This window comes from Janthinobacterium sp. SUN100 (assembly GCF_030397705.1).
GTDB classification, from domain to species: Bacteria; Pseudomonadota; Gammaproteobacteria; order Burkholderiales; family Burkholderiaceae_D; genus Janthinobacterium; species Janthinobacterium kumbetense.
On record NZ_JAPUBU010000003.1, the window covers coordinates 549,989 to 565,695 of the forward strand.

14 protein-coding genes are annotated in these 15,707 nt (G+C 64.3%); 5 read left to right on the plus strand and 9 right to left on the minus strand.

Features of this window, described 5'->3' with window-relative positions:
- Positions 1-63: 63 nt before the first annotated feature.
- Together rarD and ettA are read left to right on the plus strand one after the other, a co-directional pair.
- Complete coding sequence (gene rarD / locus O0881_RS18995; protein ID WP_251349527.1) at positions 64-948, plus strand: EamA family transporter RarD; 885 nt, start codon at positions 64-66, stop codon at positions 946-948.
- A gap of 97 nt (positions 949-1,045) precedes the next feature.
- Positions 1,046-2,713, plus strand: coding sequence for an energy-dependent translational throttle protein EttA (ettA, locus tag O0881_RS19000; RefSeq protein ID WP_289912523.1), 1,668 nt, complete (start codon positions 1,046-1,048; stop codon positions 2,711-2,713).
- Between the two features lie 170 nt (positions 2,714-2,883).
- Here the strand turns inward: ettA and O0881_RS19005 are convergent, their stop codons facing one another.
- Positions 2,884-3,465, minus strand: a complete 582-nt coding sequence (locus tag O0881_RS19005; RefSeq protein ID WP_099665893.1) for a porin family protein — start codon at positions 3,463-3,465, stop codon at positions 2,884-2,886.
- 225 nt (positions 3,466-3,690) lie between these two features.
- Between O0881_RS19005 and O0881_RS19010 the strand changes: the two genes are divergently transcribed.
- Positions 3,691-4,272, plus strand: a complete 582-nt coding sequence (locus O0881_RS19010) for a molybdopterin-dependent oxidoreductase (RefSeq protein ID WP_289905939.1) — start codon at positions 3,691-3,693, stop codon at positions 4,270-4,272.
- A 143-nt stretch (positions 4,273-4,415) separates the two neighbouring features.
- Here the strand turns inward: O0881_RS19010 and O0881_RS19015 are convergent, their stop codons facing one another.
- On the minus strand, positions 4,416-4,778 hold the full coding sequence (locus O0881_RS19015) for a hypothetical protein (RefSeq protein WP_077398469.1): 363 nt from the start codon (positions 4,776-4,778) through the stop codon (positions 4,416-4,418).
- Between the two features lie 265 nt (positions 4,779-5,043).
- Between O0881_RS19015 and O0881_RS19020 the strand changes: the two genes are divergently transcribed.
- Entirely contained in the window at positions 5,044-6,501 is a 1,458-nt protein-coding gene (locus O0881_RS19020) for a sensor domain-containing diguanylate cyclase (RefSeq protein ID WP_289912524.1), read from the plus strand.
- Between the two features lies 1 nt (position 6,502).
- Here the strand turns inward: O0881_RS19020 and O0881_RS19025 are convergent, their stop codons facing one another.
- The 7 genes from O0881_RS19025 to O0881_RS19055 all read right to left on the minus strand — a co-directional run bounded on the left by O0881_RS19025 (position 6,503) and on the right by O0881_RS19055 (position 13,506).
- A complete protein-coding gene (locus tag O0881_RS19025; RefSeq protein ID WP_289912525.1) occupies positions 6,503-7,345 on the minus strand; it encodes a Rossmann-like and DUF2520 domain-containing protein in 843 nt (280 codons plus the stop codon).
- Between the two features lie 9 nt (positions 7,346-7,354).
- Positions 7,355-7,942: a DUF924 family protein gene (locus O0881_RS19030; RefSeq protein WP_289912655.1), complete on the minus strand. Its 588-nt coding sequence runs from the start codon at positions 7,940-7,942 to the stop codon at positions 7,355-7,357.
- A gap of 16 nt (positions 7,943-7,958) precedes the next feature.
- The gene (locus tag O0881_RS19035) at positions 7,959-8,699 is read right to left on the minus strand and encodes an MgtC/SapB family protein (protein ID WP_099665898.1); all 741 of its coding nucleotides are present in this window, start codon (positions 8,697-8,699) and stop codon (positions 7,959-7,961) included.
- Positions 8,700-8,954: a hypothetical protein gene (locus tag O0881_RS19040; RefSeq protein ID WP_077398459.1), complete on the minus strand. Its 255-nt coding sequence runs from the start codon at positions 8,952-8,954 to the stop codon at positions 8,700-8,702.
- Positions 8,954-10,777, minus strand: a complete 1,824-nt coding sequence (locus O0881_RS19045; protein WP_289912526.1) for an aminopeptidase P family protein — start codon at positions 10,775-10,777, stop codon at positions 8,954-8,956. The genes O0881_RS19040 and O0881_RS19045 overlap by 1 nt, the downstream gene beginning before the upstream one ends.
- A gap of 64 nt (positions 10,778-10,841) precedes the next feature.
- Positions 10,842-12,896: a DUF4132 domain-containing protein gene (locus O0881_RS19050; RefSeq protein WP_289912527.1), complete on the minus strand. Its 2,055-nt coding sequence runs from the start codon at positions 12,894-12,896 to the stop codon at positions 10,842-10,844.
- Positions 12,883-13,506 carry a Crp/Fnr family transcriptional regulator gene (locus O0881_RS19055; RefSeq protein ID WP_251349718.1) on the minus strand — a complete coding sequence of 208 codons (624 nt, stop codon included), beginning with the start codon at positions 13,504-13,506 and terminating at the stop codon, positions 12,883-12,885. Before O0881_RS19055 ends, O0881_RS19050 begins: the two co-directional genes overlap by 14 nt.
- Positions 13,507-13,761: 255 nt before the next feature.
- On the opposite strand from O0881_RS19055, the gene O0881_RS19060 reads away from it, so the two are divergent.
- Positions 13,762-15,693 (plus strand): AMP-binding protein, encoded by a 1,932-nt coding sequence (locus O0881_RS19060; RefSeq protein ID WP_289912528.1) that lies wholly within the window; start codon positions 13,762-13,764, stop codon positions 15,691-15,693.
- Positions 15,694-15,707: the final 14 nt, after the last annotated feature.

Below are 15,707 nucleotides of genomic sequence, written 5' to 3' on the forward strand. Positions count from 1 at the left end.
CCGGGCAGCCCCCGGTGTTTTCAGCCATAATGACAGACTGTCTACTCTCCAGCGAAGCCCATCATGAATCCAGGCATGTTGTACGCCTCCCTCGCCTTCCTGTGCTGGGGCCTGTTCCCCCTGTACTTCCACGCCATCGGCGAGATCGCGCCGCAGGAAATCCTGGCGCACCGCATGGTCTGGTCGCTGTTGTTCCTGGGCGTCGTGCTGACCGTGCGCCGGCAGTGGAGCTGGCTGGGCAGCCTGAAGGCGCAGCCCAGGGTCGTGGCCAGCTTCGTCGCCAGCGCGTTTTTGCTCTCCGCCAACTGGTTCATCTATATCTGGGCCGTCAACAACGGCCACGTAGTCGACGCCAGCCTCGGCTACTTCATCACGCCCCTGATCAATGTCATGCTGGGCTTTTTGCTGCTGCACGAGCGCCTGCGCCGCCTGCAGTGGCTGGCCATCGGCCTGGCCGCCTGCGGCGTGGCCTGGCTCACTTGGCAGGCGGGACAAGTGCCGTGGATCGCCCTGCTGCTGGCGGCCACCTTCGGCGGCTATGGCTTGCTGCGCAAGACGGCCGCGCTGGGTGCGCTGGAAGGCCTGTCGTTCGAAACACTGATTTTATTTCCCCTGGCGCTGGCCTACATGCTGTGGCTGGCCTGGCATGGCCAGAGCGGCTTCGTCAACACGGATTCCACCGCCACGCGCGCGCTGCTGCTGGCGTCCGGCCCCATCACGGCCATTCCCCTGCTGCTGTTTGCCGCCGGCGCGCGCCGCCTGCCGCTGGCCGTGCTGGGGCTGTTGCAATACATCGCCCCCACAGGCCAGCTCTTGATCGGCGTGTGGGTCTTCCACGAATCGTTCACGCCCGAGCGCATGCTGGGCTTCCTCGTCATCTGGACGGCGCTGGCCCTGTATGCGGCCGAAGGGCTGTGGACGGCCCGCAAGGCGCGCGCCGCCGCTTAGTCCTGCCCCTGGCGTCCGTTTCCGCAACGCGCAGCGCTGGCCGGAAGCGGGCGTTTACCGTATCCTGTCCGTCTTTGTATATCACCCGAGATTTCTAATGGCAAATTACGTCTACACCATGAATCGCGTGGGCAAAATCGTCCCGCCCAAGCGCCAGATTCTGAAAGATATTTCCCTGTCCTTCTTCCCAGGCGCGAAGATCGGCGTGCTGGGCCTGAACGGCTCCGGCAAATCGACCCTGCTGAAAATCATGGCAGGCATCGACACCGACATCCAGGGCGAAGCCGTGCCGATGCCGGGCCTGAACATCGGCTACCTGCCGCAGGAACCGCAGCTGGACCCGACAAAAACCGTGCGCCAGGAAGTCGAGTCGGGCCTGGGCGAAGTGTTTGAAGCGCAAGCCAAGCTGGAAGCCGTGTACGCCGCGTATGCCGAGGAAGACGCCGATTTCGACGCCCTGGCCACGGAACAGGCACGCCTGGAAGCGATCATTTCGACCTCCGACGGCGGCAATCTGAATCTGCAGCTGGAAATGGCCGCCGACGCGCTGCGCCTGCCGCCATGGGACGCCACCATCGGCGTGCTGTCCGGCGGTGAAAAGCGCCGCGTCGCGCTGTGCAAGCTGCTGCTGTCGAAACCCGACATGCTGCTGCTCGACGAGCCGACCAACCATCTGGATGCGGAATCGGTCGACTGGCTGGAACAATTCCTGCTACGCTTCCCCGGCACAGTGGTGGCCATCACCCATGACCGCTACTTCCTCGACAACGCGGCAGAGTGGATTCTGGAACTGGACCGCGGCCACGGCATTCCATGGAAGGGTAACTACTCGACCTGGCTGGACCAGAAGCAGGCCCGCCTGAAGCAGGAAGAAGCGACGGAATCGGCGCGCCAAAAGGCGCTGCAGAAGGAATTGGAATGGTCGCGCCAGAACCCGAAAGCGCGCCAGGCCAAGTCGAAAGCCCGCCTGGCCCGCTTCAACGAGCTGTCCGAGCACGAATACCAGAAGCGCAACGAAACGCAGGAGATCTTCATTCCCGTGGCCGAACGCCTGGGCAATGAAGTCATCGAGTTCAAGAACGTGTCGAAAGCGTTCGGCGACCGCCTGCTGATCGATAACCTGAGCTTCACCGTGCCGCCAGGCGCCATCGTCGGCATCATCGGCCCCAACGGCGCCGGTAAATCGACCCTGTTCAAGATGATCACCGGCAAGGAAACACCGGACAGCGGCGAAGTGGCCATCGGCCAGACGGCGCGCGTCTCCATCGTCGACCAGAACCGCGATTCGCTGGCCGACAACAAGTCCGTCTTTGAAGATGTGTCCGGCGGTGCCGACATGCTGACGGTGGGCCGCTTCGAAATGCCGTCGCGCGCCTACCTGGGCCGCTTCAACTTCAAGGGCTCGGACCAGCAAAAGCAAGTGGGCAACCTGTCCGGCGGTGAACGCGGCCGTCTGCACCTGGCGAAAACCCTGTTGATGGGCGGCAACGTCCTGCTGCTCGATGAACCGTCGAACGATCTGGACGTGGAAACCTTGCGCGCGCTGGAAGACGCCCTGCTGGAATTTGCCGGCAGCGTCATGGTCATTTCCCATGACCGCTGGTTCCTCGACCGTATCGCCACGCACATCCTCGCTTTCGAAGGCAACTCGCAGGTCACCTTCTTTGACGGCAACTATCAAGAATACGAAGCCGACAAGAAGAAACGCCTGGGCGAAGAAGGCGCGAAACCAAAACGTATCCGCTACAAGCCCTTGACCACGTAATTTCGGTCCGGCAACGCAAAAAGGCAGTTACCTCGCGGTAACTGCCTTTTTTTCAGCATACTTCCAGTTTTTAAAACCGTAGCGAGCGGCAACGAATTGTGGCTGAGAAGCGGAGCTGTGCCGTAGCACAGTGAGCATCGGAGGCTACAAAGCGTGCCGCGCAGTAGGTTTTAGAAGTTGTAGCGTGCGCCTAAAGCGAGGCCGGTAGCCTTGCGGCCCTGGTCGGCGCTCTTGCCGAAGTGTTCCACTTCCGCCGTCAGCGAGACTTTCTCGTTGATTGCGTACTGGGCGCCGACGGAAGCGTACACGCCCGTCTTGTCGTTGCCGCTGATGCCGGTCGACAGGCCGGTGCCGCTCAAGCTGTTCTTGACCTTGGCCACGCCCAGCTTGCCGAACACGCCGACCTTGTCGGTCACGGGCATGGTGGCCTTGCCGGCCAGGTAATAGCCGTGCGAATCGCTTTTCACGGAACCGTTGCCGGCGCCGGTGACGTAGCTGTAATCCTTGCTGCCGAAATCGGCATAGCCGCCTTCGATTGCCCAGGTTTTATCGAAATCGTAACCGGCGAAGATCTTGGCGCCAGCCTTGTAGCCGCTGTGATTATCGGCGCTGGTGGCGCCAGGAATATCGAAATTATAACGGTTGCCCGTGACGCCGGCACCCACATACGCGCCTTCGGCGTGGGCGGCGCTCATGCCGGTCAGTGCGGTAACGGATGCGATCATTGCAAACAGGATTTTCTTCTTCATCATGTTCTCTCTCTCAATTAGTGAATGGTGCCTGGATTCGCAGTTCAGCGAAGTGCGATGACTACACAATAACAGCCGAAAAAAGCTACGTCTTTCTCCATTCCGTAAGAACTGTGACAAGATGTAAGCTGACATTGCAAACTGACAATAACCGTAAAATGCGCACCGTTGAGCGAACTTAAGATAGACTTAAGAGCATTAGCTATTTTCAGTCCAGAGGAGAAGTGCATGCACAAACGCCAGTTTCTCGCCGCCGGCATGGCCGCCGCGGCCCTGCCGGCCATCGCCCGGGCGGCGCCCGCCGGCCTGCGCGGTCCTGCCCTGCTGACCATCACGGGCAGCATCGACAAGCCGAATCGGGGTCCGTTCGACGCCGTGCGCGACCAGATGATGCACAAGCAAAAGATCAGTTTTGAGCGGGCGCGGGCCTTCGACTTTGCGGCGCTGGCGAACTTGCCGGCGCGCACCATCCACCCCACCCTGGAATACGATGGCAAGGCGCATGCCCTGCGCGGGCCGCTGCTGGTCGAGGTATTGAAGGCGGCCGGCGCGCCCGAGGACGATGCCGTGCGGCTACTGCTACGGGCCGTGGATGGCTATGCGGCGGCGCTGACCATGGCGCAGGCGCGCGCGCAGCGTTTTATCGTCGCCACCCACCTGGACGGCCAGGCGATGGCGCTGGGCGGCCTGGGGCCCCTATGGGCGATCCACGATGCGGACCGCATCGCCGCCGTGGCGGCCCTGCCCCTGGCCGAACGGTTCGCCAGCTGCCCGTGGGCGCTGTATCACATCGGCGTGGAGGCGGGTTGACGCTACTTAAAACGCCAAACAAAACCGTAGCGAGCGGAAGGAAGAGGTGGCTGGGAAGCGGAGCTGTGCTAATGCACGGGGCCGCCGAGGCAGTGAGCATCGCAGGCCGCCTATACCGACGCGCAGTAGGTTTTGATATGCGCTTAGGCGTAGGCTTCCGCCATCGACATGACCCGTGGGGCGATGGTGATGCCGTGTTCCTCGAACAGCGCCGTGATGGCCGCCAGGTTGTGCGTGCATTCCTCGGTTTTCCAACCCTTGAAGATGTCCGTGCCATCCTTCTGGAAATGCAGGTCCAGCACCTTGCCCGCATCCTTGTGCAGGTAGGGTGAACTATAGGTGTTCTCGAAGCCGAGCGCCTTCAATTGTCCCAGCAAGGCATGCGGTGGATGGTCGGGATCGGTGGCGAGAAAAATGCCGAAGGTCTTGCCCGGTGGTTTCGCGGCGATGTCGACCTCGTAGATGCCGGGGGCCTTGCTGACGGACGTACTCTTTAAAAATAACATACAACACTCCCTGCGCGTAATGTCCCGCGCCTGAAACGGGCGGCAAGACAGGGGCGGTGCGCAATGATTCCCCTCGTCAAATCTTATTGCTAATTTGCATCTTTGTCGACAAATCGGCACTTTTATTTGGTAAGTCGTGGTTATCTTGTTGCGTTCGCCAATGTAAATTGTCAATAAAGCCAGTTATCATTGCGCCAATACCCGGCCTGCTGCATACTTTTGGCTTGCGTCACGATTGCCTTCCCGCCGGCCACCCCTCGTCTCCATGCGTCTTCTGTCGATCAAGTACCGCCTGCTCATACTCCTGACCCTGATCCTGGGGGCGGGCTTCATGGCCACCAGCCTGGCCAGCTACCTGGCCTCGCGCCAAGCCATCGAGCACGGCATCGCCGACCAGACCTTGCCATTGACGGGCGACAATATCTACTCCGAAATCCAGAAGGACATGCTGCGTCCCGTCTTCATTTCCTCGCTGATGGCGCACGACACCTTCGTGCGCGACTGGATACTCGCCGGCGAAAACAAGCCGGAACAGATCGTGCGCTACCTGGCCGAGGTCAAGAAGAAGTACGGCGCCATCACCAGCTTTCTCGTCTCGGACAAGAGCAGCAAATATTACTATGCGGAAGGCACCCTGAAATCCGTCAGCCCGCAAGCGACGCGCGACATCTGGTACTACCGCGTGCGCGCCATGGACACCACCGACTATGAAACGAATGTCGACGTGGACATGGCCAACCGCGACAGCATGACCATCTTCATCAACCACCGCGTCTACGACTACGACGGCCAGTTCATCGGCGCCACCGGCATCGGCCTGACCCTGGCCACCATGAGCCACATCATCGACCGCTACCAGGCGCGCTTCCACCGCAACATCTATTTTGTCGACGGCGCCGGCGCCCTGGTGCTGGCAGGCAAGACCATGCGCAACGGGCATGGCAATATCCGCAGCCTGCCCGGCGTAAACGCCATTGCCGAGCAAATCATCAACCACCAGAGCGAACCGACGCACCTGTCGTACCAGCTGGGGCACGCGCAAATCCTCGTCAACTCGCGCTTCATTCCCGAACTGGGCTGGTATCTGGTGGTCGAGCAGAATGTCAGCGACGAAGTCCAGTCGCTGCAGCGCGTCTTCATCTTCAACCTGGCCATCAGCTTTGGCGTCACCCTGCTGGTGCTGGTATTGACCCTGCTGACGGTGAACCGCTACCAGCGCCGCATCGAACGCATCGCCTCGACGGATGCGCTGACGGGGCTATTGAACCGCCAATCGCTGGAATTGCTGTTCCAGCGCGCCATGCTCTTGTCCAAACGCAACGAACAACCGATGTCCGCCATCCTGTTCGACATCGACTTCTTCAAGCGCGTCAACGATACCCACGGCCACCTGTGGGGCGACAAGGTGATCCGTGGCGTGGCCGACGTGGCGCGCGCCACCGTGCGTGAAAGCGACGTCATCACGCGCTGGGGCGGCGAGGAATACCTGGTACTGCTGAACAACTGCAGCCTGGCGCAAGCGGCGGAAGTGGCGGAAAACCTGCGCGCCGCCGTCGAACGCCACGATTTCGGCCTGCCCGCGCCGCAACTGCCCGTAACGATCAGCCTGGGCGTGGCCGAGTACCGGACGGACGAAAGCGAATCGGCCTTCTTTTCGCGCGCCGACAGCGCGCTGTATCAGGCCAAGCAGAACGGACGCAACGGCGTGCACGCCGCCGACTGATTTACTGCCCGCGCTTGCGCCTGGCCAGATCCTGCGTGGGTGCCACCAGCGCGCGGTACAACTCGCCCGTGGCGGGATCCCAGGCTTGCACGGCCAGCTGCTGGCGTTGCACGGTGGCCGAATCGCCCCGTGCGATGGGGCCGGACAGCGCGGGAGCGGCGCCCAGGCGGAACACATTCGCCACCGCTTCCGTCACCAGGGGCTGCGCCAGTTCGCGCGCCACGGGTTCGGGGATGCCGGCCGCCTGGTAGGCGCGCAAGGCGGCATCGAGCACCGTCACCAGGTAATTGCTGGCGAAGACGGCGGCCGCGTGATACAGGGTCTTGGCGGCCGGATCGATGGGCACGGGACGCGCGCCGATGGCGTTCAAGGCCGGCGTGAGGAAGGCCAGCGCCAGCGGATCGCCTTCGACGCCGCAAAACGTACCGTCGAAGGTGGCGGCCACCTGCTGCGGGTCGGCAAAGCTGCGGATCGGGTGCGCGCTGGCGACAGAGGCGCCCGCCTGCGTGGCGGCCAGCAGCACGTTCGAGGCCAGCGCGCCGCTGCAGTGGAACACGATGGCGCCCGCCTGGCGTCCCTCGGCCACCAGCGCCGCGCAGGCCGGGCCGATCTGGTCGTCGGAGACGGCCAGCATGGTGACGTCGGCGCGCCGCAAGGCCGCATAGCTGGCGACGGGAATGCCGGCGCCGATGAAATCGACGGCCGCCTGCGCCGACGCCATCGAGCGCGTCAGCACGTCCTGCACCAGGATTGCTCCGCCCTGCGTGCCATCCACGCGGGCGAACAAACGGCCCAGCACACGGCCCACGTGGCCGGCGCCGATGATATTCAGGGTAACGTTCATGGCGGTTTTCTAGAAGCTCGATCCCGGCTGGCGCAAAAATTCCAGCTCTTGCGGCGTGGAGGCGCGGCCGAGGATGGCGTTGCGGTGCGGGAAGCGGCCAAAGCGGGCGATCACTTCCTGGTGGCGCTCGGCGTAATCGAGCATGCCGTCAAAGCCGGGCTGCGCCTGCGACAGCAGCTGGAACAGCTCGACGGCGCGCGCCTGCATGGCCAGGTCTTCCGCGTGTTCGAACGGCAGGTAGGCGAAGGCGCGCAGCATCGGCGGCAGCTGGCGGTCCTGCCCCGCGTCCGTCAAGGCGACGGCCAGGGCCAGCGCCCGGGCGTCGCCGGCAAAGGCGCGCGGCGTGCCGCGATGCACATTGCGCGCGAATTGATCGAGCACGATCAGGCGCGCCAGCGCGCCGTGCGGCGTGACATCCCACGCGCACAAGCCGCCCTCGATGGCGGCATCGATCAGCACGCCGAAACGCGCGCGTATCTGCGCATCGAAGCCGTCATCCTTGCGGAACCATTCCACGCGCGACTGGCCGTAGTCGGGGTTATCCGGCGGCAGGAACCAGAAATCGAGTACCTCTTGAGCCTGTGCATCCATGTCCATCCTCTCGGCATCCGTATCAGTTGCGGGCATGCGACAGCTGGAAGCCGGCAATGCCTTCGAAGGCGGCCAGTTCGGCCGACATGGCCGACAGGCTGGCGCCCGTGTTCTTGCCATGCGCGATGGCAACAAAACGCCATTCCTGCATGCCGTCCGTGCTGCCGATGGTCAGCGAGCCGCCGGCGATGTCGTAGCCGCGCTTGGCCGCCATGCGCCGCAGCGCATCTTCGCGCGGAATGAAATCGCGCTTGAAGCGCATGGTGATGGCCACCGCGTGGCGCGACGGCAGCCAGTTCTCCAGTTTTGACAGGAAAATCATCGCCATCGCACACAGGAAGGCCAGGCCCATGGCCGACAGATAAAAACCGATGCCGACCATGATGCCGATCACGGACGAGGCCCAGATCGAGGCAGCCGTCGTCAGGCCGCTGATATTGAAGCCCTCGCGCATGATCACGCCGGCGCCGAGGAAACCCACGCCCGTGACGATGCCCTGGATGACGCGCGTGGGGTCGCTGCCGACGATGGCGCCATGGCCGCCGTACCAGAACTCCGGATAGCCGCCCAGCACCGTCAGCGCGGCCGAGGCCATGCACACGAGGCTGTAGGTGCGCATGCCGGCCGCGCGCCCGTGATACGAGCGCTCATACCCCACCAGCAAGCCCAGCAGCAGTGCGCCAAGCAGGTTCAGCAGGATCACGCCATTCGTCGCCAGCTCGGCCGGCGACCAGTAGGCGCGCAGGAAGTCGATGGTCGGCATTTAGTCCTGGGGCTTTTTCGTCAACTGCTTTTCAAACGCCACGTCGAGCTTGCTGACGCGGCGCGCCTTTTGCGGTCCCAGGCCATTCACGAAGGCGACAAAGGCGTCCAGTTCCAGCGGCGGGCACAGGGGCGGCAAGCCGGGGCCTTCCGTGAGAAAGAACAGTTCATCGCCCGTGCGCGCCATCGTGTAGAGGCGGTGGCCGGTGCGTTCCTTGAGCCGCTCGATGGCAGACGTGGCGCGGGTCGAGCGCATCAGATGGCTCCCGTGCGCTGTTCCAGCCACGCCAGCGCAGGCGCATCGGCCGGCGCGGCCAGGTGCGGCGCCAGGCGCGCACGCACGGTGGCGTGATAGTCGTTCAGCCAGGCCGCTTCGTCATCGCGCAGCAGCGAACGTTCCACGCAGCGCGTGTCGATCGGGCACAGGGTCAAGGTTTCGAAGCGCAGGAATTCGCCGAAGGGCGTCGTCCCCGCGGGAACGTTCAGCACCAGGTTCTCGATGCGGATGCCCCACTGGCCGGGACGGTAGATGCCCGGCTCGACGGAAGTGATCATGCCCGGTTCCATGGCCGTCTGCGGCTCCGGCATGGCGGACTGCGAAATCGATTGCGGCCCTTCATGCACGTTAAGGAAAAAGCCCACGCCGTGGCCCGTGCCGTGGCCAAAGTCGATGCCCTCGGCCCACAGGGGCGCGCGGGCGATGGAATCGAGCATGGGCGACTTCACGCCGCGCGGGAATTGCGCGCGCGACAGCGCGATCATGCTGCGCAAGACCAGGGTGAAATCGCGCCTGTGCTCGGCCGTGATCGCGCCGACGGGGACCACGCGGGTGATATCCGTGGTGCCGCCCCAGTACTGGCCGCCCGAATCGATCAGCAGCAAACCGTCGCCTTCGATAGTGGCGGCCGAATCCGCATGGGCGTGGTAATGCATGATGGCGCCATGCGCATTGAAGCCGGCGATGGTGCCGAAACTGGGGCTGACAAACCCGGCGCGGCGGGCGCGGGCAGCCGTCAGGTGCTCGTCGACGCCGATTTCCGTCAACGGCGCGCGCTGCGGGTCGGCCAGGGTGCTGTCTAACCAGCTGAAAAACTCGCACAGGGCGGCGCCATCCTGCTCCATGGCGGCGCGCACGTGCGCCGCTTCGCCATCCGTCTTGCGCGACTTGGCCAGGGTGGTCGGGTTGATGGATTCGACCACCTGCACGCCATCGGCCACGGCCTGGCGCGTGCCGAACGTGATGCGGCGCGGGTCGAGCAGCAAGGTGGCGCCGGCCGGCAAAGCGGCCAGCGCGGCAGCCGTGCGGTCATAGGCGGCCACGTCCACGCCTTCGCTCTCCAGGATGGCGCGCAGGGCCGCCGGCACCTTGCCGTCGGCAACGAACAGGGTGGCGCGCTCGGGTCCCACCAGCGCATGCGCGAGGAAGACGGGGTTGTAGTTGACGTCCGCGCCGCGCAGGTTGAACAGATAAGCGATATCGTCGAGGGTGGAAATCACGTGGTGGCTGGCGCCCAGGGCCGCCATGCTGGCGCGCAGGGCCGCCAGTTTTTGCGCGCGCGACAGCGAGGGATACGCGGCCGCATGTTCAACCACGGGGGCGGCGGGCATGGCCGGGCGATCCGGCCACACGGCTTGCAGCACATCGGTGTCCGTGCGCAGGGTGACTTGCGCGCCCAACGCCTGCTGCAGCAGGCGCGCATTGGCCAGGCCCAGCACGGCACCATCGACGGCCACCGTTTGCCCCGGCCGCATGGTTTCGCCCAGCCAGTCGATATACAGCACGCTGGCGCCGGATGGGATTTTCTTCAGGACGATGCCGCTGCCGGCCAGTTCGTCTTCCGCCTGTTCCCAGTAGCGGCCATCGGTCCATACGCCGGCAAACTCCTGCGTCACGACCAGGGTGCCGACCGACCCCGTAAAGCCCGACAGCCACTCACGGCCCTGCCAGCGGGCCGGCAGGTACTCGGACAAATGCGGGTCGGCCGAGGGCACGATGCAGGCGTCGATATGCTGCGCGCGCATGGCGCTGCGCAGTTGCGACAAACGGGAGGCGGGAGTGGCTTGGTCAGGTGTCTGCATGGGTGCGAAAATGGAGCGGTGCTGGGAAGTGCCTATGATACCGCGATTAGCAGCCGGGCTGCACTCAGTGCAGCGCCAGCAACACCCCGGCGGTAGCGGCGATTTTTTCCAGCAGCACCTCGTCGTAAGGCAGCCACGGCACGGCGCCCAGCTTGTTCCCCTTCGCGACCACCTCGGTCGCCACCTCGGCGCCGTCCAGCATGACCCTTCCGGTGGTCAGGTGGATCGCGTGCATGCCCACCATCAGGTGACGGGGCTCGAGCGCCATGCGCCCTGCTTCGATCTGCTGCGCAAACACCTGACGCAGCACGGTGCGCCGCATGCCCGCCATCGGCCCCGGGGACAAGTTGGCTAGGTAAGACAAGCGCTCTTCGCGCTGCATGCTTTGCTCTTCTTCCACCAGCGCCAACGCGCTGGCGCTGACCAGCAGATCCACCGCGCGGCACGCTTCCGAATAAGCCACAGGCGCCAGCGGCAGCATCTGCCCGGGTGCCAGCCCGTTGGACGTGCAGGCGCCGCCCGCGCCTGGATAGACGCGTCCCTCGAGGCGCAGCAATACGCGCCAGGCGCCGAACCCGCGCGACAAGCCTTCATCGTCGTCCAGCCGCCAGCCTTCGCGGCGGGCCAGTCCCAGCAAGGTAGGCAGCGACAGCTGGTAACCGGAAAAGGGGGCGCTGCCGTCGCCGGGCGGTGCATATATTTCACGATACACCTGGCGCAGCGGCTGGCGCACGCGCCGCTGTGTAACCAGCGCCTGCCAGGCGGCGCGCTGCTCTCCGCTGCCGTGCAGGGGATGCCACAGGCCGATCTCGCCTTCTCCCTGCAGCGGCACATCCGCCGGCTGCCCCCATGCATCGATGGCACCCTCGCCATCGAGCATGAAAGCCTGGCCGTCGCCCGTGCGCCACACCAGCGCCCGCACCACCGTATCGATATCGGCATCGTCGCGCAAGGCGCGCCATTGATCCAGCCCCAGACGCACGTCGCTGGCATAGCCCGCTTCCAGGCGACGCGCCAGCATGGCCTGGCGCCGCTTGCCCATGGGGCCGGGCATGCCGATCCGCCAGGCGATATCGGGCCGTTCGGCCAGCGCCCGTTCGGCCGGTTTCAGATTGCGTTCCAGCTTCTTGCGGATGCCCGCATGGCGCACCTGCGCCAGCGCCGTGCGCAGGGCCAGCAAACTTTCCGGCGTGGGGATGGTTTCCACCGCATGGCCCAGCGCCATCGCCAACGACTGCGACGGCGCGCTCTTGGCCGTGCCGGGCGCGACGCATACCAAGGGCAGCAAGACGGTGATCACGGGCCTGAACCATGCATCATCGCGATAGGCGGCGACCCGCGCGGCGCGCGCCAGCACTTGAGAGTCTGCCGTGGCAAAGGCGGCATCGGCCGCATACGGCACGCCGCCGTCATGGATGGCGGCGATATGGCGTGCCGCCTGTTCCAGTATCGTGCGCGCAAATTCGACATACGCCGCATCGTCGGCCAGCACGACGGCGGGATCGGCCTCGCCGATACTGTCGCGGCTCCAGTGGCCGCTGTAGCGCGAGCCGGCCAGCGCCAACAGGGACGCTTGCGCCAGCTGCGGCAGCAATTCCAATTCATGCAAGGTCAATGGCATCGGATAATGGGCGTGACGCTCCTCCATTGCCTGCGCAAATTGCGCAGGGGCGTCGCCGCCAGCAAGGCGCGCCAGCAGGTAGGCCTGGTAGGGGCACTCGGCCCAGCCCGAGGTTTTGCCGAGAATGCGCCGCGCCTGCCCCGCCGTGCCTGCCGGTGCCTCGCCCTGCAGGCAAGCCAGACAGCCGATGACATACTCCCATTCCCGGTTGTAATCGCCGGCCGCGTTCAGCGCATCGAGGAACATGTCGCCTGCCAGCGCCGGCGCCAGGTTCATGCTGGTCGCTTGTGCCAATAGCGCCGTCGCCAGCTCGCGCCGCGCCGTATCGTCATGGCCGAAGCGCGCCGCGCGATGCAACGCCCCCCAGATGGCGCCCAGTTCTTCCGGTGTCCAGTCGTTGAAATCGACGGGCGGCCCCGCGAATCGCGCATGCTCGACAAAGCCGCCATCGAGGCGTACGCGCAGGGCTGCGGCACGCGTGGTCTCAGATGGCATCATCGGCCTCGTAGCGGCGCAAGCCTTCCAGGTCCAGCACGCGGATGCCGCCGTAATCGAGGCGCAGCAAGCCTTTCTTTTCCAGCACCTGCAAGGCCTGGTTGGCGCGCTGGCGCGAAGAGCCCGACAGCAGGCCGATTTCCTCCTGCGACAGCTGCACCAGCGTCTCCACGCCAGGGTACAAGTGCGAGTTGAACATCGACGCCAAGCAGCGCGCCACGCGCGTGTTCAGGTCCAGCAAGCGTTCGTTTTCCACCATGCCGATGAACTGCCCCAGGCGCTCGTTGAGCTGCATCAGCAGGAAGCGCGTGAACGGCAAGCTCGTTTCCAGCAGCCAGTGGAAGGTGGCGCCGGGCAGGCGCGCCACGCGCGTGTCGCGCAGGGCCATGGTGTCGTATTTGCGGATTTCATTCTTCAGCAATGAACCTTCGCCGAACCAGCTGCCGGGCGGCACGCCGATGAAGGTCATGGCCTTGCCGGAGGCGGAAAAGTTATTCATCTTGACCATGCCGCTGATGACGCCGATCCAGTTATCCACCGGCTCGCCCTTGCGGCAGACAAAGCCGCCTTTCGGCACGAAAGTCTCGAACACATCCGCCTCGACCCGGGCCATTTGCACGGGGTCGAGCAGCTGCGCCCAGTTGGCCGCGCGCACGGCATCCTTGAGACTGATATCAGGGTAGGTCATTGTGCGATGCACCATCGAAAAGTGGGTAAATGTCCCCGAAAAGACAACTTGGCAAACTAACGCAAGCTACTATCATTGCACAAACGCCTTACACATAAAAAACACAGAGCGCCATCCAACGAGGTGGGGCCTGAGACAAGCAACAGGGAGACACTGGTGCAAACGAATACCACAGCAACAATGCCGACTTTTCCGCGGCGCTTATTGCAACACGGGACAGTACGATCCGACAAGCCCGCCTTTCGCGAAAAACACCTGGGCATCTGGCAAACCTGGACCTGGCGCGAGGTCAACGACGAGGTGCGCGCGCTAGCCTGCGGCCTGGCCGCCATCGGCTTCCAGCGCGGTATGAACCTGGCCATCATCGGCGACAACCGTCCCCGCCTGTACTGGGCCATGCTGGCTGCGCAAAGCCTCGGCGGCGTGCCCGTGCCACTGTACCAGGACGCGCCGGCCGCCGACATGGCCTATGTGCTGCAGGATGCGGAAATCCGCTACGCCATCGTCGAAGACCAGGAGCAGGTCGACAAGCTGCTCGAACTCAAGGCCCTGTATCCGCACGTCGCCCACATCGCCTATGACGATGAACGGGGCATGCGCCATTACCGCCAGCCGGAACTGATGTCGTTTGCCGCACTGCAGACGCTGGGCCGCGCGTACGACCGCGAACATCCGGGCTTTTTCGACGCCGCCGTGGCAGCGGGTCAAGGTAGCGACTCCGCCGTGATCCTGTACACCTCGGGCACCACGGGCAAGCCGAAGGGCGTGTGCCAGAGCCACACGGCGCTGCTGGCCGCAGGCGTTGGCGGCGTCGCCTTCGACCAGCTCACCGACGAGGAAGACATCCTGTCCTACCTGCCCATGGCGTGGGTAGGCGACTGCCTGTTCTCGCTGGCGCAAGCCATGGTGGCCGGCTTCACCGTCAACTGCCCCGAATCGGGCGACACGGTGATGATCGACATGCGCGAAATCGGCCCCACCTGCTACTTTGCGCCGCCGCGCGTGTTCGAGAACATGCTCACCAGCGTGATGATACGCATGGAAGACGCCAGCAGCATCAAGCGCCACATGTTCAGCCATTTCATGGACGTGGCCAAGCGCTGCGGCGCGCAGATCTTGGATGGCAAGCCAGTCTCGCTGGCGGACCGCCTCAGCTACAAGCTGGGCGAGCTGCTCGTCTACGGCCCCCTGAAAAACGTGCTGGGACTGTCGCGCGTGCGCGTCGCCTACACGGCCGGCGCCGCCATCGGTCCCGACCTGTTCCGCTTCTACCGCTCCATCGGCGTCAACCTCAAGCAATTGTACGGTTCCACCGAAACCTGCGCCTATGTATGCCTGCAACCGGACGGCAATATCAAGTTCGACAGCGTCGGCTTGCCGGCGCCGGGCGTGGAAGTCAAGCTGGCGGCCAATGGCGAAGTGCTGGTGAAGTCGCCCGCCACCATGAGCGGCTACTTCAAGCGGCCCGACGCCACCGCCGAAGTGATCGACGACGACGGCTATTTCCATACGGGCGATGCGGGCGTGTTCGACGGCGAAGGCCACCTGAAAATCATCGACCGCGCGGCCGACGTCGGCAAGATGAATTGCGGTGCCATATTCGCGCCCAACTACATCGAAAACAAGCTCAAGTTCTTCCCCTTCATCAAGGAAGTGGTGGCCTTCGGCCATGCGCGCGACCAGGTGTGCGCCTTCATCAACATCGACATCGAAGCGGTGGGCAACTGGTCCGAACGGCGCGGCATCGCCTACTCCGGCTACACCGACCTGGCGGCGCGCACAGAAACCTATGGCCTGATCCGCGACTGCATCGAGCAAGTCAACGCGGAACTGGCAGCCGATCCCTTGATGGACCGCACGCAGGTGCACCGCTTCCTGGTGCTGCACAAGGAACTCGACCCGGACGACGACGAGCTGACGCGCACGCGCAAGGTCCGCCGCAAATTCATCGCCGAAAAGTACGCAGTGCTCATTTCCGCCCTGTATGAGGGCAAGGCAACGCAATACATCGAGACCCAGGTGAAATTCGAGGATGGCCGCCTTGGCTCGACCAGCGCCAACCTGCAGATCTGGGACAGCAAAACGTACCGGCCCCAGGGCCTGGCCGCATGATGGAGCACAGCACG

What these genes read in the sequence shown, in the direction of transcription:
- rarD (WP_251349527.1), top strand. Translation starts at nt 64, where the DNA reads ATGAATCCAGGCATGTTGTACGCCTCCCTCGCCTTCCTGTGCTGGGGC.
- ettA (WP_289912523.1), top strand. Translation starts at nt 1,046, where the DNA reads ATGGCAAATTACGTCTACACCATGAATCGCGTGGGCAAAATCGTCCCG.
- O0881_RS19005 (WP_099665893.1), bottom strand. Translation starts at nt 3,465, where the DNA reads ATGATGAAGAAGAAAATCCTGTTTGCAATGATCGCATCCGTTACCGCA.
- O0881_RS19010 (WP_289905939.1), top strand. Translation starts at nt 3,691, where the DNA reads ATGCACAAACGCCAGTTTCTCGCCGCCGGCATGGCCGCCGCGGCCCTG.
- O0881_RS19015 (WP_077398469.1), bottom strand. Translation starts at nt 4,778, where the DNA reads ATGTTATTTTTAAAGAGTACGTCCGTCAGCAAGGCCCCCGGCATCTAC.
- O0881_RS19020 (WP_289912524.1), top strand. Translation starts at nt 5,044, where the DNA reads ATGCGTCTTCTGTCGATCAAGTACCGCCTGCTCATACTCCTGACCCTG.
- O0881_RS19025 (WP_289912525.1), bottom strand. Translation starts at nt 7,345, where the DNA reads ATGAACGTTACCCTGAATATCATCGGCGCCGGCCACGTGGGCCGTGTG.
- O0881_RS19030 (WP_289912655.1), bottom strand. Translation starts at nt 7,942, where the DNA reads ATGGACATGGATGCACAGGCTCAAGAGGTACTCGATTTCTGGTTCCTG.
- O0881_RS19035 (WP_099665898.1), bottom strand. Translation starts at nt 8,699, where the DNA reads ATGCCGACCATCGACTTCCTGCGCGCCTACTGGTCGCCGGCCGAGCTG.
- O0881_RS19040 (WP_077398459.1), bottom strand. Translation starts at nt 8,954, where the DNA reads ATGCGCTCGACCCGCGCCACGTCTGCCATCGAGCGGCTCAAGGAACGC.
- O0881_RS19045 (WP_289912526.1), bottom strand. Translation starts at nt 10,777, where the DNA reads ATGCAGACACCTGACCAAGCCACTCCCGCCTCCCGTTTGTCGCAACTG.
- O0881_RS19050 (WP_289912527.1), bottom strand. Translation starts at nt 12,896, where the DNA reads ATGATGCCATCTGAGACCACGCGTGCCGCAGCCCTGCGCGTACGCCTC.
- O0881_RS19055 (WP_251349718.1), bottom strand. Translation starts at nt 13,506, where the DNA reads ATGGCCCGGGTCGAGGCGGATGTGTTCGAGACTTTCGTGCCGAAAGGC.
- O0881_RS19060 (WP_289912528.1), top strand. Translation starts at nt 13,762, where the DNA reads ATGCCGACTTTTCCGCGGCGCTTATTGCAACACGGGACAGTACGATCC.